The organism is Streptomyces sp. NPDC088553 (assembly GCF_044752965.1).
GTDB lineage: Bacteria > Actinomycetota > Actinomycetes > Streptomycetales > Streptomycetaceae > Streptomyces.
This window is the reverse complement of the sequence record NZ_JBIVMG010000002.1, coordinates 198,302-220,448: the sequence shown is the minus strand read 5'-3', so window position 1 is coordinate 220,448 and position 22,147 is coordinate 198,302. Positions and strand designations below refer to the sequence as shown.

Genomic DNA, 22,147 nt, shown 5'->3' with positions numbered 1-22,147 from the left:
GGCGTGCTGACGGAGAGACGGAAGAGGGAGCTGCGGGATGCGTGTGGTGCTGTCGACGTACGGAGGACGCGGGAGCGTCGAACCGATGGTGGGACTCGCGGTCCGGCTGCGGGAACTCGGCGCGGAGGTCCGGGTGTGCGCACCCCCGGACGAGGAGTTCGTGGACCTCTTCGCCGGCATCGGAGTGTCGCCGGTGCCGGTGGGCCGGCCGGTGCGTCCCCTGGTGGCCTCGGTGGAACCGGGGTCGACGGCGGGCCTGGCGCAGCGGGCCGCGGAGCTGATCGCCGCCCAGTTCGGCACGGTCGCCGCGACGGCCGAGGGATGCGACGCGATCGTGGCGACGGGTCCGCTGCCGGTGACGGCCGGCGCGCGGTCGGTCGCGGAGAAGCTGGGCATCCGCTACGTGCACGCGAGCCATCAGCCGATCATCCTGCCCTCCCCGCACCAGCCGCCGCCCGCGCGGCGGGGTCGGCCGATGCCGCCGGGGGTGACGGACAACCGCGAACTCTGGGAGAGGGACGCCAGGAACGCGAACGAGATGTTCGGCGCGGAGATCAACGGACACCGGGCGGCCATCGGCCTGCCGCCGGTGGACGACGTCCGCGACTACGCCTTCACCGACCGGCCGTGGCTGGCGACGGACCCCGTCCTGAGCCCGTGGCCTGAGGAGTCGGGCCTCGATGTCGTGCAGACCGGCGCGTGGATACGGCCGGACGACCGCCCGCTTCCGCCCGGCCTCGGGGAGTTCCTGGACGCCGGAGCCCCGCCGGTGTACGTGGGCTTCGGCAGTACGCCGATGGGCGCCGACGCCTCGAAGAACATGGCCCGGGTGGCCGTCGAGGCGATCCGGGCCCAGGAGCGCCGTGTGGTCGTCGCCCACGGCTGGGCCGGCCTGGACCTGATCGACGACGGGGACGACTGCTTCGCCGTCGGCGAGGTCAACCAGCAGGCGCTGTTCACCAGGGTGGCCGCCGTCGTCCACCACGGCAGCGCGGGCACCACGACGATGGCAGCGCGGACGGGCACGCCTCAGATGGTGGTGCCCCAGGGCGCGGACCAGCCGTACTGGGCGGGTCGGGTGGTCGACCTCGGCATAGGCGTGGCCCACGACGGCCCGACCCCGACCGTCGCGTCCCTCGTCGCGGGCCTCGAAACGGCCCTGTCCACGGCGACGCGTGCGCGGTCCCGGATCGTGGCGGCGACGATCGACACCGACGGCGCGACGACGGCCGCGAAGCGCCTGCTCGCCGAGACCGCCCCGAACGGGCGGCCGCTGCCCGCCTGAACCGGAGCCGACCTGGCGGCACCATGGCTGTCCGGCGCCACGGCTGCCCGGCATGACGGCTGCCCGGCGTGCCCCGAAGGCGACGCCCCTCCCTCCGCCCGCTTCCCACCCGACCGCCGCGGCGGTCCGGCCGGGAGGCGGGCGGCTGCTTTCCCGGACGCGATGCCGCGGGCAGGGTGTCCCAACGCCCCGGCTGTGTGCCCACCGGGACGGTGTGTCAGACGATCGCGAGCCGATCCACCAGGAGTTCCACCCTCCATTCGGTGTGCTCCGGTGGCAGGCGCCCCGCCCTTGTCAGAGTGGCCAGCCCGTGCAGCGCCGCCCAGAACACCTCGGTGAACAGCCCCGGGTGGACGCCGTCCCCGGCGACCTCGCCGAGGGTTTCCAGGAGGGCGGCGAAGGCGTCCTTGAGTGGCTTCGGGGTGTCCTCGTGGGCGAACGCCAGGCCGCCGTCGAGCTGGAACATGGCGTCGTAGACCGCCGGGTTGAGCCGGGCGAAGTCGAGGTAGGCGTGGGCGAGCGCGGCGACGCGGGTGCGGGGGCCGTCCGCGGCGGAGGTCGCGGCCCGCAGCGCCGCGGCCATCTCGGTGGCGCCCTGGAGGGCGACGGCGCCGATGATCTCGCGCTTGCCGCGGAAATGGCTGTAGAGGACGGGCTGGCTGTACTCGATGCGCTCGGCGAGCCGGCGGGTGGTGACGGCGTCCCAGCCCTGCTGCTCGGCGAGTTCGCGGGCCGTCGCCACGATGAGACGTTCGCGGTCCGCCCGTTCGCGTTCTTTGCGTTGTTGTACCGACATGAAGAAATTCTAGCACTGCTAGACATTCGAGCGGCAGTAGTACTAGCGTTGCCTCAACAGCTAGCAACGCTAGATCCCAGGAGGGGCAGTCATGCTCAACGCACTTGAGGTCGTCACCACCGTGGTCGTCGGCCTGATGGTGGGGGTGGAGTTCTCCGTCGCCTTCATCATGAACCGGATCCTGGACGCGCTTCCCGAGGACAGCGGCCAGCTCGGCCACGCCCACGGCGGCCGGATGCTCGGCGCCCTGATGCCGGTCTGGTACATAGGCTCGCTCGTCCTCGTCGCGATCTGGGCCGTCGCCGGCCGGCACCACCACGGCGCCGGACTCGTCGTCACCGCCGGCGGACTGCTGATCCTCAGCGTGGTCATGTCGATCCTGCTGCTCGTCCCGATCAACAACCGGAACAAGACCTGGACCCCCGACAACCGGCCCGCCGACTGGAAGGAGCAGCTGCAGCGCTGGAACCGCTACCACTACGTCCGCGTCGCCGTCATCATCGGCGCCTTCGCCCTGCTGGTCACCGCCCTTGCCTGAGCACGCGGCCGACACCGCGCCAAGACGCCCCCCAGGAGGGGGCGTCGGCGTCGGTCGTGTGCGTCGTGTCCGCGACTCCCGGGTCGGCCGGACGGCCGATCAGTCGGTCCGAGCCTCCGTCGGGGCCGTTCGTGCGAAATGGCGGGCCGTGGGTACGAGCGCCGCGGCCGCCGGTACGAGGAAGCACGCGGCGGCGCACACGGCGAGGACCGGGGTGACGCCGAAGCGGTCGATGGCGGGTGCGATCAGGGCGAGGCCGACGGGTGCGAGGCCGTAGGACACCAGGAAGTCCAGTGACGAGACGCGGGCCAGCTTGTCCGGCGCGACCTCCCGCTGCGTGGCGGTGAACCAGGGCACGTTGAACAGCTCGATGCCGACCCCGGCGACGGCGTACGCCGCGACGACCACGACCGGGTGCACGGGTAGCATCAGACTCAACGGCGCGACACCGTACGCACCGAGCCCGGCGAACGCGGCCCAGCCCTGGGAGCGGGGCCGCAGGCGTGCGATGACGAGGGCCCCGGCGAGGGCGCCCACGGTGTACGCGGTCATCGCCGCGGCGAGAACCCACTCGGTGCCGTAGCGGTCCCGGCTGATCAGCGGCAGCGCGACGCTGGTGGCCGAGTAGCCGAGCGCGATGACGGCGACGAGGGCGGCGAGTCCGGCGAGGAACCACGGGTGGCGGCGTGCCTCCCGTATGCCCTCCAGGAATTCGGCGCGGAACCCGGCGCGCGAGGACGGACCCGGGACGGATTCCGCGGTCGTCTCCGTGGCCTCCGGCGCCGCCGCCGTCGTGGCCTCCGCCGACGTCACCTCCGTGCCCCTCGCCTTGTCTGTCGAGCCCCGCTGAGCGCCGGGCTTCGTGCCCGGACCCGTCTCCGTCCTCGCGGCGACGGCGCCGCCCTTGCTCGGGGCGAGCGCGGCGACCAGCCACAGGACTCCGATGCCGAGCAGCAGCGTGCGGACGTCGAGGAAGGCGGCGAGCAGCGCGGTCAGCGTGGGTCCGGCGAGTGTGGAGCCGCGTACGGCCATGGTCATGGCGGCGTTGGCCTGCTGGCGTCGCCCCGGTTCGACGGTCTCCGCCGTGAGGGCCTGGAACGCCGGCCGGCAGGCGCCCTGCCCGGCGCCGGCGAGGGCCGCGGCGAACGTCATCAGCACGAGCGACCGGCCGAGACCCGCGGCGAGCAGGGGTGCGGCGGCCGCCGCGGCGAGCGTGGACCAGAGGACGACCGCGCGGCGGGAGTGCCGGTCGGCCAGCACGCCGCCGACGGTGACGGCGGCGAGGAATCCGGCGGTGCGGGCGGCGAGGACAAGACCGAGTCCCGCGGCGCCGAGGTCGCGGTGCAGTACGGCGAGCCCGAGCACGAACGGCAGGGCCCAGGTCCCGAGGCCGGATGCGGTGGTGCCCGCCCACAGACGCAGGAATGCGGGGTCACGCAGGATCGAACGGCGGGGCGGGGCAAGGGACTTGGACGCTGTGGGCGCGGGTGTGGTGGCCACGGTGTGGTGCTCCTCGGAGGTGGGGGAGCGGTTCGGCGAACCGCCCCCGGGGTCGTTAATGAAAATGATTGCCATTACAGTACCCTTCGAACGCGGCACTCCTGCCCGGTGCACGACAACACCCATGCCCGCCCCTCCCAGACCGGAGAACCCATGCGCCACCCCGTCCGTCTCGGCATCGCCCTGACCCTCGCCCTCGCCACCGCCGGCTGCTCCACCGCGGGCGGCGGTGGGTCCGCGGCGGACACCGAGCCCGCCGCCGCGCCCGGCGCGGGGCAGTCGGCCTCCGTCACCAGCTGCGGCCGCCAGGTGTCCCTCGCCGGGCCGCCGCGGCGGACCGTCGCCCTGGACCAGAGCTCGACCGAGACCCTGCTCGAACTCGGGCTGCAGGACCGGATGGCCGGCACGGCCAACCTCAAGACCAAGATCCCCGCTCCGTACGAAGCCGCGTACGCGAAGATCCCCGTCATCGCCCCGAAGATCGCCACCGGCGAGCAACTGCGCGCCGCCACACCCGATTTCGTCGTCGCGGGCTCCGCCGACCTCTACACCAAGGACCGCGCCGGCACCCGCGAGGAACTGGACGCCCTGAAGGTCCCCACCTTCGTCAGCGCCGTGGACTGCCCGCAGCACAACCCGCCCGGCCGGACCCCCTTCGAGCTGCTCTTCTCCGACTACGAGAACCTGGGCAAGCTCTTCGGCGCCGAGGAACGCGCGGGCAAGCTCGCGGCGGACCAGCGCGCCGCGGTCGCCCGGGCGGGAGCGAACGCCTCGAAGGTGCCGCGGGACGCGGACCGGCCTACCGTCGTCTACCTCTACTCCGTCTTCAACGGCATGCCGTACGTGGCGGGCAGGACCGGCCTGCCCAGCGAGATGAGCCGGATCGTCGGCGCCAAGAACGCCTTCGACGACGTCCAGGAGGACTGGCCCGAGGTCTCCTGGGAGGAAGTCGCCCGGCGCGACCCTGACTTCATCGTGATCGGCGACCTGTCCGAGCGGGGCCGCCCCGGCGACAGCGCCGCCGAGAAGCGGGCCACGATGACGGCACACCCGGTGATCTCACGGCTGGCGGCCGTCCGCGACAACAGGATCCTCGAAGTGCCGGGCATCGAACTCGACCCCTCGGTCCGCTCCGTACACGCCCTCGGACTGCTCGCCCAGGGCATGAAGGACCTCGGACATGCCCGCTGATCCGCCCGCCGGAACGAGCCCGGCCGACCTCCTGCTCCCGACGGCCCGCGGAAGCGGCCGTACGGCGGAGACCGCCGGTTCCGGGCATCCGACGCCGGTCCTGTCGGTACCGGGCGGCCCAACCTGGAGGCCTGGCCAGGCCACAGCCTCCCCCACCGGAGGCTCTCGCCCTGGAGGCCTCGGCCCTGGAGGAGGTGCGCGCCCTGGAAAAGGCGCGGGCCCTGGTGGAGGCGCGCGCCCCCTCCTCCTGCTCCTGTCCACGGTCACCCTCGTGGGCTCGATCGGCGCGGCCGTCCGCATCGGCACCGCCGACACCGGCTGGACCGACCTGGCCCGCGCCCTCGCCACCCACCTCGGCCTGGACGTCGAGCCGCTGCCCCCGCTGGTGGACTCGCTCATCTGGGACCTGCGGCTGCCGCGCGTCCTGATGGCCGCGCTCGTGGGCGCCTCGCTCGCCGTGTGCGGCACGGTGCTCCAGGCGGTCACCCGTAACGCGCTCGCCGACCCCTACCTGCTCGGCGTCTCCTCCGGCGCGTCGACCGGAGCCGTCGCCGTCGTCGTCCTCGGGATCGGCGCGAGCACGCTAGGGGTCACCGGCGGCGCGCTCGTCGGCGCGCTGCTCTCCTTCGCGCTGCTGCTCCTCCTGTTGCGGCGCACCGGCCTCGACTCCGTCCGTATCGTCCTCACCGGCGTGGTCGTCGGACAGCTGCTCACCGCGATGACCTCGCTGATCCTGATGGCGTCGGCGGACGCGGACACGACGCGGGCCGTGACGCACTGGCTGCTGGGATCGATGGCACCGGCCCGCTGGAACACCGTCGTGGTCTGCGCGATCGTCACCCCGCTGGGCCTGACCGTGGCGTGGCTGTGCTCCAGCGCCCTCGACGGGCTCGCCTTCGGCACCGACACCGCCGCCTCCCTCGGCATCGGGGTGCGGCACACCAGGATGCTGCTGCTCGTGGTGACGGCCGCGCTGACCGCGGTCGCCGTGGCCACCGTCGGCGCCATCGGTTTCGTCGGGCTGATCGTGCCCCACGGGGTGCGGTTCCTCGTCGGGCCGCTGCACCGGGTGCTGTTGCCGTACGCGGCACTCGCCGGCGCGGTGTTCCTCGTGTGGACGGACGCGCTCGCACGGATCGCCTTCGCACCCCGCGAGGTCCCCGTCGGCGTCATCACCGCACTCCTCGGCGTACCGCTCTTCCTCCTCGTCCTGCGCAGGAGGGGTGAACTGTGAGGATCACCGCCGAGAACCTGAGCTGGTCGGTGGCCGGCACACCGGTGGTACGGGAGGTCAGCGCGAACATCGCCCCCGGCGAGACCGTCGGCCTCCTCGGCCCGAACGGCTCCGGCAAGTCCTCCCTGCTGCGCTGCCTGGCCGGGCTCCGGGCCCCCGACGCGGGCTCGGTCCAGTACGACGGCACATCGGTGGGGGAGTGGAGCGCGCGCAGGATCGCCCGCCATGTCGCCTTCGTCGCGCAGGACTCGGGGGCCGACAGCGATCTCCGGGTCGCCGACGTCGTCGGTCTCGGCCGCACCCCGTTCCGGGACCGCTGGCGCGGTGCGGACGCCACCGACCGGGCGGTGATCGCCGCCGCCCTGGAGGTCGTCGGCCTCACCGCGCTCGCCGGACGCTCCTGGAAGGCCCTGTCGGGCGGCGAGCGCCAGCGCGCCCACATCGCCCGCGCGCTGGCCCAGCAGCCGTACGCGCTGCTGCTCGACGAACCCACCAACCACCTCGACGTCAAACACCAGCTCGAACTGATGGAACTCCTGACCGGCACCGACCGGACCGTCCTGGTCGCCCTGCACGATCTGTCGCTCGCTGCCCGGTACTGCGACCGGCTCCTGCTGCTGCACCACGGCCGGCTGATCGCGGCCGGCACTCCCGAGTCCGTCCTGACGGCCGATCGACTCGCCGAGGTCTTCGAGGTCGACGCCGAACTCACCACCGACGCCCTGGGGCACCCGACCGTCAGCTACCGCCGCCCCCTCGGCACACCCCTTCCCGCGCCCCGACCCACCCTCTGAGAGGACACGACCTTGACCACCCCCACGTCCGCTTCCACTCCCACGCGCACCGAGCCCCAGCCCGTCGCCGCTCTGCCTACCCCTCGCCCTGCCCCCGCGCCTGCCACCGCCCCCGTCTCGCTGTCCCACTCCGTCGACAGGCTCATCGAGGCCGCCCTGGCCGGCGAACACGGACCGCTCCCCGCCGAACTCGTCGCGACCAGCGTGTTCTGGATCCACCACGGAACCCGCCTGGCCGGCGGAGACACCACCTACCTCAACCAGTACGTCCTGGTCCGCGTCGGCGGCACCTTCGGCGGCTGTGCGTTCGAGGCCGGCGAACTCACCCCGGCGATCTGCCGCGACTACTCCGGTACGCCGCTCGACGTCCTGCTCCGCGACGCCCCGCGACCCCTCCGGATCGCCGCCCTCGACGCCTACCTCGCCCACACCCGACCGCACCGGGAAGCCGCCGAAGAAGGGGACGCCGAACCGGTCACCCTCCCGAGCGGCACGCCGGAGACCCGCGCGACGGCCCGCGACGCGGCCATCGCCGGGCTGCTCGACATCGAGGAGGGCGCGAAGGTGGGCCTCATCGGTGTGGTCAACCCGCTGGTGGCGGCGATCCGCGAGCGCGGCGGCGAACCCCTTCCCTGCGACTTCAACCTCAAGGCGACCCAGTGGGGCGACCCCGTCACCGACGACATGCACGAGGTGCTCGACCGGGCCGACGCGGTCGTCGCCACGGGAATGACCCTGAGCAACGGCTCCTTCGACGCGATCCTGGAGCGCTGCCGCCACCGCGGCATCCCGCTGATCGTGTACGCGCAGAGCGGCAGCGCCGTCGCCCGGGCCTTCCTCGGCTCGGGAGTGACCGCCCTGTCGGCGGAGCCGTTCCCCTTCTCCCAGTTCAGCGCCGAGGAGACCGTCCTGTACCGGTACCGCACGGTGGACTGCGCATGACACCCGCCACGCACCGGGCTCCCGCCCCACCGGCCACCCACCCGGCCACGCTCGGCGCCGCGACCGAAACCGTTCCGGCCTCCGAACCCCTCGCCACCGGCACCGGCCACGCCCCCTGCCACCACGGCGAACTCCTCCAGGGCGTCTTCCTCGACGCCGACGGACGCAGGTGCGCGGGCCTCGTCACCCTCCCCCTGACCGGCCCCGACAGCAGGGCCGACTTCGTCCGCCGGCCCGGCACACCCCCCGAGGCGCTCACGGTCGTCCCCGCAGACCGCGGGAAAGCCGCACGCGCCGCGGGCCTCGCGGTGACGGAATGCGCGCGACAGACCGGACTGCCGCCCAGCGGCGGGCAGTTGCGGCTCACCGGCGACGTGCCGGTGGGCCTGGGCATGGGCAGCTCCACCAGTGACGTGATCGCGACGGTGCGCGCGGTCGCCGACTCGTACGGGCTTCGCCTCGCCCCCGACGCCGTCGCCCGCCTCGCCGTCCGCGCGGAACGGGCCAGCGATCCGCTGATGCTCGACGCCCGCCCGGTCCTCTTCGCCCAGCGGGAGGGCCGGATCCTGGAAGTCCTGGGTCCGGCCCTCCCGCCCCTGCTCGTCGTGGGCTGCGTCCTCGGCGGGGGAGCGCCCGTCGACACGCTCGCCCTGCCCGTACGGGAGGCCACCGACGCCGACGTCCAGGAGTACGAGCGGCTGCGCACCCTCCTGCGCCGTGCGATCGCCACGGGCGACGTGCCCCTCCTGGGAAAGGTCGCCACGGCCAGCGCACGACGCGGACAACAGGCACTGAGACACCCGGAGTTCGACGCGCTGACCGCGATCGCCCGGCGCACCGGAGCGGCGGGTGTGCAGATCGCGCACAGCGGAGCCGTGGCAGGCGTCCTGTTCGACCCGGCCGCACCCGGGGACCCGCGTCATCGCGTACGCGCCTGCCGCCACGCCCTCCGCACCCACGGCATCCCCACCACCCGCACGTTCACCACCAAGGAGTCGCTCGATGGACCAGCACGTCGCCGAGGCGATCGGCCGGCCCGACCTGATACGTCTCGACGACGGTCTCGTCTGCCTGCGCTTTGAGACGATGAAGGTGGTCTCCGCGCTCGCCGCCGTACGCCACCTCCTCGACACCGGAGCCGTACGCCGCGGGGACACGCTCCTCGACAGCTCCAGCGGGATCTACGCGTACGCCCTCGCCCTGGCCTGTCACCGGCACGGCATGCACTGCCACGTCGTGGGCTCCACGACCGTCGACAAGACGCTGCGCACCCAGCTCGCCGTACTCGGCGCCACGCTCGAACAGATGGAACCCTGCGACGACCTCAAACTCGACCAGAAGCGACGCGTCGAACGGATCCACGAGATCCTCGCCGCACACCCCGAGTACCACTGGATGCGGCAGTACCACGACGACATCCACTACCTCGGCTACCGCGGTATCGCCGACCGCATCCGCGAGGAGACGGGCACGGACCGGCTCACCGTCGTGGGCGGAGTGGGCTCGGGCGCCTCCACGGGCGCCCTCACCCGCTACCTGCGCGACGCCTCGGGCGGCGTGCCGGGGAACGTGTCACGCCATGGTTCAGGCAGCGCCCGGACCGACGTCGAACTCGTCGGCGTCCAGCCCTACGGCAGCCTCACCTTCGGCGCCCAGCACACCTCCGACCCCGAGATCATCATCGCGGGCATCGGGAGCTCCATCCCCTTCGGGAACGTGTCCCACGAGCTGTACGACACCCTCCACTGGATCTCGTTCGACGCCGCCCTCTCCGGCGCCGTCGACCTCCTGCGCCGCCACGCCGTCTTCGCCGGCCTGTCGACCGGCGCGGCCTACCTCGCCGCACGCCACGAACGCGACCGCGCCCCCGAACGCACCGTCCTCTTCATCGCCCCCGACACCGGCCACCGCTACACCGACACCGTCTACGCGCGCCATCGCGAGGCGGCGCCCCTCGCCCGCCTCGCTCCCCAGGACATCGCCGACCAGACCGAACTCGCCCTTCCCTGGTCCCGGATGCCCTGGAACCGCACCCCGAGCCCACCGCTCGGCGCGTAACACCCCCGACCCGACCCGACCCAGGCCCAGGAACGAACCCCCGTCACTATGGGATGTCGCAGCGCCGAGACCTCCCCTCCACGGTCGTCCTGCCTACCCCTGCCCGACCGCCGACGAGGAGCACTTCCGCGTTGTCCATACGGGCAGGGTGGCAGCGGTCGACGGCGTCCCGCGATCCGATGTCGGGCCTTCAGGTGCCCGCGTACGAGGAACGCCGTCGCGTCGTCAGATGCCGCAGCCGGACGCCGACCAGAAGCGGCTGGACCGGTGGTCGAGGTGGGTGTGGTCGCTGTGTCCCGGGTAGCCCGGGCCGAGGATCCCGTTGAAGCCGTGGTTACGGGCCTGCTGGGCCAGCAGACACAGCGAGTGGGGTCCGGCGCCGAGGTCGGCCGCGTCTCCGTAGAGATGACGGCTGGAGGCGGCGCCGCCGACCGCGTCGTTACAGGCCTGGCTGCGGAATCCGCTGGTGACGCGGATGCTCTGGTCACCGAGGGCGTGCCGCAGGGCCTCCAGCTTCCACATCGTGCGCAGGGCGTTGGACTTGGCGGTGGCCGCGCTCACGGCGCCGCCGGCCCAGGTGGTGTTGCAGTCGTTGAGCTCGGCGTAGGAGAAGTGGACGGGGGTGCAGTCGTCGTCCTGGAGCGCGTAGATCTTGCTGAACGTCGCGGGGCCCGCGACACCGTCGGCGGCCAAGCCGTAGGCGGCCTGGAAGCGCTTGACGGCGGCCGCCGTGCCGGGGCCGTAGGCGCCGTCGATCGCCAGCACCCCGCCGTAGCCGGGATATCCGGCCACCCGAATCTGCAGCGCCGTGACATCGGCGCCGGAGGCGCCCTGGGAGAGGGTGCGGGACCAGGTGTAGCAGCCGTCGGCCTGGGCGGTGCCGGCGGTGGCGACCACCCCGCCCAAGGAAGCGGCCATGATCATGACAAGTGATAGGAGCAGGCGGAGTGGTAGGGAACGCAGGGGGCGTCGGAACATCGATCCTCCATGGCCTCACGGATCCGAGGTGACCCAGGGGTAAGAGTCCCCCCGAGACTGACGGCCCGGTCGACGCGCGTCAACCACGCCGGAGCAGGCGTCATTTGTCGGGCCAATGGCGCCCGGACGAACGGGACGCCACCCCTGCCGCCACCCCTGGCGGTGGACGCGCGCAGGACGGTCGAGATGGTCCCGACGCTCGGGCGCCCGTCCTCCACGGGCGAGGCCCGGTGAAGGAGGGGTCGGCGGGCGTCAGGGCATGAACCCCCGGAGCGTCGCCTGCCACCTCTCGCACCACAGCACGCCCTGCACCACCCCCAGGGCACGCGACCGGCAGGAGTCCTCCGCGATCCCCGGCAGCGCCTTCTCGACGCCGGGCAGAAGGTCCTGCGCGAACGCGCTCCCCGGGCGGAAGTCGAGACATCTGCTCCTGCGGGTGGCGGGCTCCACGTCGAACATCTCCGCATGGCGGTCCCTGACGGCCTCGTCCGTCGCCTCCAGGAGCTGCCGCGCCTGATCGGCGGTCACCTCCCGAAGTCCGCAGGCCGTGGTCCGGTTGCCGCTCTCGCCGTCGCTCTCGCCCTCGTGTGGGTGGGCGAGGCAGCCGGCGCGCAGGGTCTCCGCGAGCAGCACGGCCGGGTCGGCGGCCAACGCCTCCCGCACGTACCCGTCGAAGTGCTTCACCGCACCCGCGACGACGAACGGCTCCACATGAAGCAGCAGATCCTGGAGCGCGAACAGGCCGCCCGCGCCACCGACCCGCACACGCCGCGCACGCTCGTCCAGGATCCCGGCCATCAGTTCCCGCAAAGGCTCCGACGCGGCCACCTGCCTGGTCACCTTCGGAAACGGCGTCAGACAGTGCCGTGTCACGGTGTACCCCAGGCTTCCCCGTACGGCTCCGGTCAGCTCGCCGCGGATCGGCTCCCGGAAACCGGGGTCGGCCAGCACGGACTCGACACCGGTGGTTCCTCGCCGCTGTATCCACTGCAGGGCGTGGACGCCCCGCTCGCCCGCCGGCTCCCCGAGCGGCATCCCCACCCGCTTCATCAGGGCGAGCAGCCCGAGGTCGAACCCGACGCCCCAGAAGTCGCCTCCCAACGACCGGGTCTTCAGCCCGACCAGCGGGTCACGGGTCTGACCCGCAGCGCGCATCAGGGCGGCAACCGACGCCACGACCGGTTCCAGGCCGCCGACGGGCTGACGCAGGCCCGCGTACCGCCCGAAGAACCGCGTCAGCCAGACGTTCGCCCGTTCCGCCGCCGCGACGGAGACAGGCTCGGCCGTCCCGGTGAACCGCTCCAGCAGTCCGACGCGCGCCATCAGTGCGAGCCACGCTTCCGCGGCCGCCGTCTTCGCCGCGGCGGAAGAACCCCCGGGCTCCGGAAAGTGGGTCCTCAGGTGGTCGGCGGTGTCGGCGTGCTCCGCCAGGTCCCGCTCCAGCGGCACGGCCCACGCCTCCCAGAGGGACGCCGTTGCTCGCGCGAATCCGCCGTTGCGCAGCAGCAGATGAAAGATCTCCGTCTGCGTGTCGTCGACGGCCGGCGGGCCGCCCACCCCCTGCGCGAGTTCGACGGCGAACGACGACGGGACGTCCCGCCGCCGATGGTGCGTGACCCCGTCGCGGACGACCGACACCGGGATCTCGCTCTCGGCCCGGCACCACTCCAGGACGAGCCGGCGATAGCTCTCGTACGCGTCGCCCTCCGACGCGCGTGCGGCGAGGTCCGTGCGGTACTGCCCGAGCAGCTTCTCGTCGACGACCCCGAGCCCGCGGAACTCCGAGACGAGCTCCCGCAGAGCGTCCTCGTCGATGCCACCCAGTCGCCGCTCGGCCGTCCGTGCCTCGACGTACAGCGGCCTGGCCATGGCGACACTGCCCTCCGCGGCCACGATGCGCGCTCCTTCGTCCAGGGCGTACGGCAGGAGCTCGGGGTGAGCCGTGGTCAGCTTCCGCAGACTCGCCCGGAGTTGCGCCGCGGCCCGGCCCGGCTTCGTACCCGCGGTCTTCGCACAGGCACGCAACGGGGCCAGCAGTCCCATCGCCTCCCGTGCGAGCCCGGGGTGCGCACGGCAGACCCGGGTCAGCAGGTCCAGAGGCCGGAGCGGCACCCTGCCGACCGGGGTGGCGTCACCCGCGTCCGGCTCCAGACCCAGCGACCGCGCCACCGCGTCCTGCGCCCCGACGGCGCGTGCCACGACAATGCGCACGAAGCGCTCGTCGCCCTCCAGCAGCGGCGAGCCGTAGCGCCGCGCGGTCAGTGACTCCTCGTCCTGACCGGCAGGGGGACCCGAGAGGACCGCGCCCGCGTCGAGCAGTCGGCGCGCGCCGGCCGGCCGCCGGGGCTCGGGGCCGCCGGCCACCGGTGCACCGGCTGTGGCGTGGTCGGCGCACGCCACGAGAAAGGCCTGATAGACGGAGTGGGAGTCGGGGCCGACCGCCAAGCTCGCGGACGACGCTCCCGAAGCCGCCTCCCGTTCGTCGTAGAGGGCCGCCAACGCTCTGATCCCCTCGGACCAGACGGGCCGGGGCACCGCGTCGTACGCCCCTGCCCCCTGCCGCCCCCGCGCCTCGGTGAACCGGAAGTCGTACAGGCTCACCGGCGCCGCGGGGCCCTGATGGCGCAGGTCGGCCACCATGCCGTACATCCGTCCGCCGTGCCCGAAGGAGAAGCCCGCACGCTCCCCGCCGAGCCGCCCGCCGAAGGACCGCACGACCCGCTCGACGTGCGCACCGGAGGCGTACACGGCGCCGTGGAAAGCGGAGATCCCGTCTCGCGGGCCCCGAGTTCCGGGCGCGGGAGAGCAGTCCGGCCTCACGTACACCACACGGTCAAGCTGCTCGATCCCCTGCTCCCCGCCGAGCGGGGCGAGCACCTTTCGCCACCGCTCGAGCAGGCCGGTGCCCCGCGGATCGAGGAGCACCGGATGCGGGATCACGACGACCGTGTCGTCGAGCTCGCGCTCCTCCCCGTCGAGCCCCACCACGACGAGCGCACCACCCGGCCGCGACACCACGCCCGTGAGCACCCCGGCCCGCTCCACGTCCGCCTCGGCGCCGCCGCACGGCGCGACCACCGCGTACCGCAAGACGCGCCGCCAGTACGGGTCGGGCCACACCTCCCGTATCAACGCGGCTGACACCGGCAGGGATTGCGTCATCCACCGCTCGACGCTCGTGAGCGCCCCGTCGGCGTGGTCACCGATCCACTCCGCCAGCGCGGCCAGCTCCCGCACCACCGGCTCGGCACCGAGCGCGGCAGGCACCTTCTTCAGCTCACGCCCCGCCAAGGTCCGGCACCGCAGCACCGGCTTCGGCCCGGCCCAGGGATCGAGCGTCACCTCGTGCTCCCCGACAGCCCTCCACACACCGTTCGAACTCATCGTCTGTACCCCCGTCGTGCACCGCCGCCCCAGGAGTTCGAGCAGCTGACCACAACGTACCGGGAGCCACCGACAACGCCCTCCACCGAGGTGCACCGACCGTCGGACGAGGTGCCCGGCCCGGTGCCCGCAGGGCTCCCACCCGGCTCACCGGCCATTGTCAGACCCTCGCGAGAGGATCTCCTCATGACGACGATTCCCGCCGATGAGGCGCTGTCCGGCCTGCCCAACCTGTCTGCCCTGTATGACCGCGCCGCGTACGAGGCCGCTCTCCAGCGCCTCCGCGAGGCCTCGCGGTCCTACTACGGGGACGGCGACAGCGCGATGGACGACACCTCGTACGACCGCCTTCGCCTCGCCGTCCTGGCCTGGGAGGAGGCGAACCCGGCGGAGGTCTCCCCGGACAGCCCCACCGGCCTGGTGGCGGACGGTGCCGCCCCGGCCGGCGACGTCGCGCACACCACCCGACTGCTCAGTCTGGACAACGTCTTCGACGCCGAGGGCCTGGTGGCCTGGGGCGCCTCCGTCGAGCGTCGCCTCGGCCGCGCCCCGGCCGGTGGTTTCACCGTCGAGCCGAAGATCGACGGAGCGGCCGTGGCCGCCCGCTACCGTGACGGCCGTCTGGCGCAGGTCATCACCCGCGGCGACGGCAGACACGGCGAGGACGTCAGCCATGTGATCGGTCAGATCGACGGCCTGCCCGAGCAGCTCGCCGAGCCGGTCACCGTCGAGGTCCGCGGCGAGGTCGCCTTCACCCAGGAGCAGTTCGAGACGGCGAACGAGGTCCGCACCGCCCATGGCGCGCAGGTCTTCGTCAACCCCCGCAACGGCACGGCGGGCACGCTGAGGGCGAAGGGCCGCCCGTACCGGCTCCGGATGACGTTCTGGGCGTACGGGGTGGTGGAGCTGGACGGCGTTCCGTTCCTGCCGGCGGGAGCGACCCACGCCGAGGCGCTGGCAGCGGTGGCCGACGCCGGGGTGCAGACGACCGCGGCCTCCCCGGCGGGCCTCCTCGTCGTCTCCGACCTGGCCGCCGCCCAGGCCCAGGCCGACGCCGTCGCCGCGATGCGTACGGAGCTGCCCGTGGGAATCGACGGCCTGGTCATCAAGCTGAACGACACGGTCGAGCAGGAGGCGGCCGGACTCGGTTCCCGTTTCCCGCACTGGGCCATCGCGGTCAAGCTGCCCGCGATCGAACGGCAGACGGTGCTCGAGGACGTCGTGTGGGAGGTCGGCCGCACCGGCGTCCTGGCCCCCACCGCCCTCCTCGCCGCGGTCGAGATCGACGGATCGACGGTCACCCGGGCCACCCTCCACAACCCGGCGGACATCCGCCGCCGCGACCTCCACATCGGCGACACGGTGACCGTGTACAAGGCGGGCGACATCATCCCCCGCGTCCAGGCGGCGGTCGTCCCGCTCCGCCCGGCCGGAGCGACGCCGGTGCCCCTGCCCGAGGCGTGCCCCCGCTGCGGCGGCGAGATCAACACGGCCCAGGAGCGGTGGCGCTGCGCGAAGGGCACGGCGTGCGCGCTCCCGGCCCTGATCGAGTACGCCGCCGGGCGCGAGATGCTCGACATCGACGGCCTCGGCAAGACGTACGTGGCGGCTCTGGTGGAATCGGGCGACGTCCGCGACGTCGCCGACCTCTTCACGCTGACCGTCGAGCAGCTGACCGCCGCGTCCGGCAGCGCGAAGCGGGGAGCGAAGCTCGCCGAGCAGATCACGGCCGCGAAGGGCCGCCCTCTCAACCGCGTCTTCTGCGCCCTGGGAGTGCTCGGCACCGGGCGCAGCATGTCCCGCCGCATCGCCCGGCACTTCGGCACCATGGACGCGATCCGGCAGGCCGACGCCACCGAGATGCAGGACGTGGAAGGGATCGGCCCCGAGAAGGCCCCGGTCATCGTCGAGCAGGTGGCAGCGCTGGCGCCCGTCATCGACAAGCTGACAGCGGCCGGCGTCAACATGACCGAGCCCGAGGACCCCTCGGCGGCCCAGGGCGGCGGCCCGCTGGAGGGCAAGGTCGTCGTGGTCACCGGAAAGATGGCGGGCCCGCTGGACGGCTTCGGCCGCTCCGAGATGAACGCCCTGATCGAGAAGGCCGGCGGTCGCGCGGGAAGCAGCGTCAGCGCGAAGACATCCATACTCGTGGCAGCCCCGTCCGCGAACGGCAAGCCGAGCTCGAAGGCGGTCAAGGCCGCCGAACTCGGCGTGGAAGTCCTCACCCCGGAGGCCTTCGCGGAGCGGATCGCCGGCTGTCTGACCTGATGGGCCGATGGGCCGATGAGCTGACGAGGGCGGGGGCGCGGCGGTTCGCCGCGCCCCCCGGGCCGCCGCGGGCGACGATGAAGGCCCATGCCGAAGCCGACGAGCCCGTGAGCCGAGGCGCCACCTTCCGCCGTCGTGCGCGGGACCGCTCCATGGCCATCGCCACGATCGGGACGGCGACGACCGATGAGTCCGCCCGCCGCGCCAGGTCTACCCCTCACCACCCGTGCGTCCAAGGAGCGGCAGATGACCGAATCGACGACATTCGACCTCGGGCCGCAGACCCGCGTCGTCGCCCGTCTCGCGGCGGCCGTCCCCGACGCGAGGCTCGCCGGCCCGACGCCCTGCCCCGACTACGCGGTCCGGAACCTCCTGGGCCACCTCACCGGACTTGCCACGGCCTTCCGCGACGCGGCCCGCAAGGACCTGGGGCACACGACGGACACGGCCCCCGACACCGCCGTACCCTCCCTCCCCGCCGACTGGCGCGAGGCGCTGCCGCGGGTGCTGGACGAACTGGCCGAGGCCTGGAGGGATCCGTCCGCCTGGACGGGCACGACCCGTGCGGGCGGCGTGGACCTGCCCGGTGAGATCGCGGCGGCGGTCGCCGTCGACGAACTGGTGATCCACGGCTGGGACCTGGCCCGGGCCACCGGCCAGGAGTACGTTCCCGACGACACCGCGCTGGGGGCCTCGCACGCGTTCCTGCTGGAGGCCGCGGCGGACGAGAGCCGCGGCGGAGGCATCTTCGGCGCCGCGGTGCCCGTCCCGGACGACGCCCCGCTCCTGGACCGGGCGGTGGGCCTGAGCGGCCGAGACCCGAACTGGACGCCACCGGCGGCCCACGACCGGTGAGGGAGGCTGGCTCAAGCGCTGCGCGGAACACACCTGCGGATCGGTCTTCTGGGACGCCTCGAAGAACCACGGTCGCCGCTGGTGCTCGATGCGCGTGTGCGGCAACCGGACGAAGTCACGCAGATGCGCGGCCCGGCAGCGCGACTGAACGGCCGAGGTGGCGCGTCGCGTGGCACGAGATCTCCTGGCTCACCGAGATCTCCTGGCGTACGACGGCTGTTCTTCCCGGCCCCGAGGCCCCACCATGCTCCTGACTACTCGTGCGTAACACGTCGTAGGGGGAAGTGTGTTGAAGCCCGGTTCCCGGATCGCCGCCAGGATCGCCGTTCCGATGCTCGCCACCGTCGTGTCCTTGCTGGCCACATCCACGGTCCGGGCCCAGGTGCCCGTCCGGAGCGCGGTCGCCCGAACGCCGGTCGTGTTCGTCCACGGCTACAACGCCGACCCCGGCGTGTGGGGCGGCCTGCGTGAGGACTTCAAGGCCGACGGATACACGGACGGCGAGCTGTTCTCCTTCGGCTACGACACCCACCGGTCCGTGAACGAGGCCCTGTCCGGCGAACTCGCCGCGTACGTCGAGGGAGTGAAGCGGCAGACCGGCGCTTCCCGCGTCGACCTCGTCTCCCACTCCTTCGGCAGCCTGGTCACCCGCTGGTACGCGAAGTACGACCCCGCCGGCCAGGCCTCGGTCGACCACTGGGCCTCCCTCGCCGGTCCCAACCACGGCACGAGCACCGCGTGGGCCTGCGCGCTGTGGGACCAGGCGTGCCGCGACATGACTCCAGGCTCGTACGTCCAGAAGGGGCTCGCGGCGGGCGACGAGACGCCCGGGACCGTGCGCTACGCCACCTGGTGGTCCAACTGCGACGAGGTCATCAACCCCGACAGCAGCGTTCCCCTGACCGGCGCGACCAACAACGCCGCGGGCTGCCTGGCCCACAACGACCTCCTCGGCGACGACACCGTCTCCCGGGGAGTCCGCGCGTTCCTCCGCTCCTGAAGGGTGTCCTGCCGGTAGCCGGGCTCCCGCCCGAGACGCCCGTGGGGGTGCGGGCGGGACGTTCGGCGACAGAACCTAGGCCTGGAGAAGCCTGCGCTTCTGTTCCTCGAACTCACCGTCGGTGAGGACGCCCTGGTCCCTGAGCTCGCCGAGTTGCTTCAGCTGGTCGATCTTGCTCGACATGTCGGAGGCGGCCGGCGCGGCTGCGGGGGTCGGCGCGGCCGCAGGCGGCGGTGGCGGAGCTGCGTATTCCTGTTCCTGCTGTGCGGCCCACCGCCCCTGCTGGCGGCGGCTCACTCGGTTCGACACGGCGGTTGCGGTTCCGGCGACGACGGCCGTACGCGCGACGCCGCGGAGGAGGCCTGGCATGGAAATTCCCTTCGTTTCCTCGACTGACGTCCGCCGGCGCTCAGCGAGCGTCGTCCGTGCTGTCGAGCGCGGCCAGGAGGGCGGGTACCGGGATGCGCCCGGAGGCGACGACCTGGGCACCGCCGCGGTTCAGGGCCGCCGCGAACGGCGCGGCCCAGCGGTTCTCGTAGACCAGGACGCCGGCGGAACTGCCCGGCTGCAGAGCGCTCGCGGCCTCTTCGAGATCGTCCTGACCGAGGAGTCCGGAGGACACACCCTCGAAGACGGCCAGGTCGAGCTCACCGTCACCGGTGAGGTCGGCGAGCTCCAGGCCGCTCACGGAGCCGTCCTCCTCCTTCCTGACGAACGTCAGGTCGAGGATGCGAATGAGGCCACGGTCCACGAGATCGACCAGGAGGGGCAGGCCCTCACCGGTCATTCGGCTGCCCGGGAACTCCACGATCAGGTAGTCGATCGGTCCCAGTTCTTCGGCTTCGTCGTTCACGGCGTAACCCCTGGTGTCGTGGCTCTCTCAGTGGATCCATTGCAACACCGGGCGGGTCCCCGCGCATGTCGGTACGACGGCACCTCGCCGCCGCCGTGCCAGGCCAGTCCGGTCACGGAGCCTCCGCGAAAACCCGTTGTCGGACCACGGCCACCATTGCTAGCCTCGCGGAGGCCGTGCGAGAGAACGAGGAGGTGGTACCCGTGAACGCAGAATCGACATGGGTGCTCCCCTCCGGGGTCACGGTCGGGCGATAGGTCGTCCGGGAGCGCCGTTCACGAGCCCTCCCGAAAGGCACGACCGTGCAATTCACTTCTGAACAGCGTCTCGACGACGGCGTCCTCGAGCGCGAATTCACCCTCGGCGAGATCCCCGGCACCCTGTGGACGCCTGGATCCGCACCCGCCCCGCTGGTCCTGATGTCCCACAACAACGGCCTGCCCAAGGCGGACCCCCGGCTGGTGGCCCGGGCCCGGTACACCGCGTCGCGCGGCTACGCGGTGGCCACCATCGACGCCGCCGGGTGCGGCGACCGTCCCCGTTCCGCCGCCGACGAACAGGTCCGTGCCGAGCTCCGCCGGGCGATGCGGGCCGGTGAGCCGGTCGACGAGATCTTCGAGTCCCTCATCGGCCCGCTGGTCGAGAACGCGGTCCCGGAATGGCGGACCACCCTGGACGCCGTCCTCGCGCTGCCCGGGATCGGCGGCCGGGTCGGGTACTCCGGGGGCTGGACCGCCCTCGGGATCCGGCTCGCGGTGGCCGAGCCTCGCATCGCGGCCGCCGGCTTCTTCGCCGGGGGATACGTACCCCGCGCCCAGCGCGAGGAGGCCCGCCAGGTCACCGTTCCGTTGTTGTTCCTGCTGCAGTGGGACGACGAGGGAAACCCCCGGCAACGGGCCCTGGACCTCTTCGACGCCTTCGGCAGCGAGGAGAAGACGCTGCACGCCAATCTCGGAGGGCACACCGGCACCCCGTGGTTCGAGCTGGAGGACGGGTGCCGGTTCCTGGACCGACACCTGAAGTGACGCCAGTCCGTCCGGCGGGCGGCGAACGGTAGGCGCCGGCCGGGCCGCCGTCACCGAGGACAGGTTCCCACCCTCCTCGATGGCGGTGACCGGCGGCCCACACCCTGCGTCGGGTCGCCCGCGACCGGACCTCTACGCTCGGTGGCCGGGCGGCGGTGATCGCGCCGGACGGGTTGCGAGAGGAGTGCGCGATGCGCGCGGGGTGGATCAGGCTGTGGCAGTGGACGGCGTGCGGCGGGATCGCGCTGAGTCTGTACGCGGGCTGGCTGACGTTCGACGACATCCGGGACCGCGCCTCCAGCGAGCGTGACATCAGCGCGGCATGCGATCAGCTCGTGTCCGGGGCCGCGGTCATGGACCTGCAGGGCGGGATGGTCCGGGCGAAAGCCGGCGACCACCCCGACCGGCTCGACGTGGACGCGCTGCCCGGTTCCTGCACGGTCTACAAGGTGCCCGGTCCCGGCAGGACCAAGGCCCTGTTCGGTCTGACGGTGCGGGTCAGCAGCCCTTCCGAGCCGCTGCACCGGATAGGCGACGACAGCGATCTCGAGCCGTTCCGTGACAGTTCCGGCCGTCAGAAGGCCGACGTCACCGCGATCGCCGACCGGCGCCCCGAACCACGGCCCATCGGCGACGGCACCCTGGGCCATTACGGAGACTGGTACACCACCGTCCGCGCCGAGTGCGGCCCCGGCAGCCGCGCGACGGCTCCGAAGCTGCTGAACGTCACGGCCCGCGCCGACTACGACGACGTGTCGGCGGCGGACCGGGAGCGCCTCGCCCGCATCGCCCGCTCGGCCGCCGAGGCGCTCACTGGCCGGATCGGCTGCGAGAGCGCCCTGCCCGCCCTGCCCGAACAGCCGTTGCCCTCCGTTCCGTCCGGCCTTCGCCCCGCGCGGGCGGCGGACGGCTCATGCCGCTGGTTCGCCCGACACATTCAGCGGCAGGGGCAGGGCCGGCTGCCCGACCGTGCTCTCGCGACACCGGCCCCGGACGCGGCCCCCGTGGAAAGCTGCCTTCTCGCGGTCGGCCCCGACCAGGTGGGCCGCATCGCCGACGACCTGCCCGACGACACGCGCGATGACGCCCGCGGCGCGCTCACACACTCGCCGTGGTGGCTGCGTACCGCCTCCTACTTCGGAACGGAGGCGAACACGGTCGGATACGACGACCGCGGCAGCCACGACAAGATCATCACACCGGGAACGGCCGGGCACGCGCGCGGTGCCTGGTGGGCCTCCTCCATCTGCGACGGCAAGCCCGCCCTGCACACCCTCAGCGCCAGCTACACCTATGACGACGTGCTCGGCCCCCAGACGCTGTCGGCCCTGTTCCGCGCGTACGTCGGCGACATCACGAAGCGCCGCGGCTGCACCCACGTGACCTACCCGGAAGCGAAGGACTTCCGTACCCCCTGAGCACCACCCGTGGCACTCCGTACGGGAC

The 22,147-nt window shown here is 72.8% G+C and carries 19 protein-coding genes and 1 pseudogene; 14 read left to right on the top strand and 6 right to left on the bottom strand.

The genetic code is table 11. The features are described 5' to 3' along the window. The first annotated feature begins 37 nt into the window (after positions 1-37). A complete protein-coding gene (locus ACIP8Z_RS06200; protein ID WP_402079384.1) occupies positions 38-1,285 on the top strand; it encodes a glycosyltransferase in 1,248 nt (415 codons plus the stop codon). A 217-nt stretch (positions 1,286-1,502) separates the two neighbouring features. Here ACIP8Z_RS06200 and ACIP8Z_RS06195 read toward each other — a convergent pair whose 3' ends face one another. Further along, positions 1,503-2,081, bottom strand: coding sequence for a TetR/AcrR family transcriptional regulator (locus tag ACIP8Z_RS06195; protein ID WP_402079382.1), 579 nt, complete (start codon positions 2,079-2,081; stop codon positions 1,503-1,505). Positions 2,082-2,172: 91 nt separating this feature from the next. Here ACIP8Z_RS06195 and ACIP8Z_RS06190 point away from each other — a divergent pair, with 91 nt between their 5' ends. Next, the gene (locus ACIP8Z_RS06190) at positions 2,173-2,619 is read left to right on the top strand and encodes an anthrone oxygenase family protein (RefSeq protein WP_402079379.1); all 447 of its coding nucleotides are present in this window, start codon (positions 2,173-2,175) and stop codon (positions 2,617-2,619) included. Positions 2,620-2,718: 99 nt separating this feature from the next. Here ACIP8Z_RS06190 and ACIP8Z_RS06185 read toward each other — a convergent pair whose 3' ends face one another. Next, positions 2,719-4,119, bottom strand: a complete 1,401-nt coding sequence (locus ACIP8Z_RS06185) for an MFS transporter (protein WP_402079376.1) — start codon at positions 4,117-4,119, stop codon at positions 2,719-2,721. Positions 4,120-4,272: 153 nt separating this feature from the next. Here ACIP8Z_RS06185 and ACIP8Z_RS06180 point away from each other — a divergent pair, with 153 nt between their 5' ends. The 6 genes from ACIP8Z_RS06180 to ACIP8Z_RS06155 all read left to right on the top strand — a co-directional run bounded on the left by ACIP8Z_RS06180 (position 4,273) and on the right by ACIP8Z_RS06155 (position 10,338). Further along, positions 4,273-5,310, top strand: a complete 1,038-nt coding sequence (locus ACIP8Z_RS06180) for an ABC transporter substrate-binding protein (protein WP_402079373.1) — start codon at positions 4,273-4,275, stop codon at positions 5,308-5,310. Next, entirely contained in the window at positions 5,300-6,544 is a 1,245-nt protein-coding gene (locus tag ACIP8Z_RS06175; RefSeq protein WP_402079370.1) for a FecCD family ABC transporter permease, read from the top strand. The genes ACIP8Z_RS06180 and ACIP8Z_RS06175 overlap by 11 nt, the downstream gene beginning before the upstream one ends. After that, complete coding sequence (locus ACIP8Z_RS06170; protein WP_402079367.1) at positions 6,541-7,338, top strand: ABC transporter ATP-binding protein; 798 nt, start codon at positions 6,541-6,543, stop codon at positions 7,336-7,338. Before ACIP8Z_RS06175 ends, ACIP8Z_RS06170 begins: the two co-directional genes overlap by 4 nt. Before the next feature lie 120 nt (positions 7,339-7,458). Continuing rightward, positions 7,459-8,280: a Rossmann-like domain-containing protein gene (locus tag ACIP8Z_RS06165; RefSeq protein ID WP_402080796.1), complete on the top strand. Its 822-nt coding sequence runs from the start codon at positions 7,459-7,461 to the stop codon at positions 8,278-8,280. After that, positions 8,277-9,362 carry a GHMP kinase gene (locus tag ACIP8Z_RS06160; protein WP_402079364.1) on the top strand — a complete coding sequence of 362 codons (1,086 nt, stop codon included), beginning with the start codon at positions 8,277-8,279 and terminating at the stop codon, positions 9,360-9,362. Before ACIP8Z_RS06165 ends, ACIP8Z_RS06160 begins: the two co-directional genes overlap by 4 nt. Then, a complete protein-coding gene (locus ACIP8Z_RS06155; RefSeq protein ID WP_402079361.1) occupies positions 9,283-10,338 on the top strand; it encodes a pyridoxal-phosphate dependent enzyme in 1,056 nt (351 codons plus the stop codon). The genes ACIP8Z_RS06160 and ACIP8Z_RS06155 overlap by 80 nt, the downstream gene beginning before the upstream one ends. A 225-nt stretch (positions 10,339-10,563) precedes the next feature. Here the strand turns inward: ACIP8Z_RS06155 and ACIP8Z_RS06150 are convergent, their stop codons facing one another. Both ACIP8Z_RS06150 and ACIP8Z_RS06145 read right to left on the bottom strand, forming a co-directional pair. Beyond that, positions 10,564-11,316, bottom strand: coding sequence for a D-Ala-D-Ala carboxypeptidase family metallohydrolase (locus ACIP8Z_RS06150; protein WP_402079359.1), 753 nt, complete (start codon positions 11,314-11,316; stop codon positions 10,564-10,566). 252 nt (positions 11,317-11,568) lie between these two features. After that, the gene (locus tag ACIP8Z_RS06145; RefSeq protein ID WP_402079357.1) at positions 11,569-14,658 is read right to left on the bottom strand and encodes a DUF4132 domain-containing protein; all 3,090 of its coding nucleotides are present in this window, start codon (positions 14,656-14,658) and stop codon (positions 11,569-11,571) included. A gap of 228 nt (positions 14,659-14,886) precedes the next feature. Between ACIP8Z_RS06145 and ligA the strand changes: the two genes are divergently transcribed. The 4 genes and pseudogenes from ligA to ACIP8Z_RS06125 all read left to right on the top strand — a co-directional run bounded on the left by ligA (position 14,887) and on the right by ACIP8Z_RS06125 (position 18,823). Continuing rightward, positions 14,887-16,968, top strand: a complete 2,082-nt coding sequence (gene ligA / locus ACIP8Z_RS06140; protein WP_402079355.1) for an NAD-dependent DNA ligase LigA — start codon at positions 14,887-14,889, stop codon at positions 16,966-16,968. A gap of 246 nt (positions 16,969-17,214) precedes the next feature. Further along, positions 17,215-17,823 carry a TIGR03086 family metal-binding protein gene (locus tag ACIP8Z_RS06135; protein ID WP_402079353.1) on the top strand — a complete coding sequence of 203 codons (609 nt, stop codon included), beginning with the start codon at positions 17,215-17,217 and terminating at the stop codon, positions 17,821-17,823. After that, a pseudogene (locus tag ACIP8Z_RS06130) lies at positions 17,816-17,971 on the top strand (CGNR zinc finger domain-containing protein); the annotation flags it as partial. The gene ACIP8Z_RS06135 and the pseudogene ACIP8Z_RS06130, both read left to right, overlap by 8 nt. A 141-nt stretch (positions 17,972-18,112) precedes the next feature. Continuing rightward, on the top strand, positions 18,113-18,823 hold the full coding sequence (locus tag ACIP8Z_RS06125) for an esterase/lipase family protein (protein ID WP_402079350.1): 711 nt from the start codon (positions 18,113-18,115) through the stop codon (positions 18,821-18,823). Positions 18,824-18,898: 75 nt separating this feature from the next. Here the strand turns inward: ACIP8Z_RS06125 and ACIP8Z_RS06120 are convergent, their stop codons facing one another. Together ACIP8Z_RS06120 and ACIP8Z_RS06115 are read right to left on the bottom strand one after the other, a co-directional pair. Further along, positions 18,899-19,192, bottom strand: a complete 294-nt coding sequence (locus tag ACIP8Z_RS06120; RefSeq protein ID WP_402079347.1) for an SHOCT domain-containing protein — start codon at positions 19,190-19,192, stop codon at positions 18,899-18,901. Positions 19,193-19,232: 40 nt separating this feature from the next. Then, entirely contained in the window at positions 19,233-19,676 is a 444-nt protein-coding gene (locus ACIP8Z_RS06115; RefSeq protein ID WP_402079344.1) for a DUF6325 family protein, read from the bottom strand. A 302-nt stretch (positions 19,677-19,978) separates the two neighbouring features. Here ACIP8Z_RS06115 and ACIP8Z_RS06110 point away from each other — a divergent pair, with 302 nt between their 5' ends. Next, positions 19,979-20,701 (top strand): dienelactone hydrolase family protein, encoded by a 723-nt coding sequence (locus ACIP8Z_RS06110; protein WP_402079341.1) that lies wholly within the window; start codon positions 19,979-19,981, stop codon positions 20,699-20,701. A 191-nt stretch (positions 20,702-20,892) separates the two neighbouring features. Next, positions 20,893-22,119: a hypothetical protein gene (locus ACIP8Z_RS06105; protein ID WP_402079339.1), complete on the top strand. Its 1,227-nt coding sequence runs from the start codon at positions 20,893-20,895 to the stop codon at positions 22,117-22,119. The last annotated feature ends 28 nt before the right edge of the window (positions 22,120-22,147 follow it).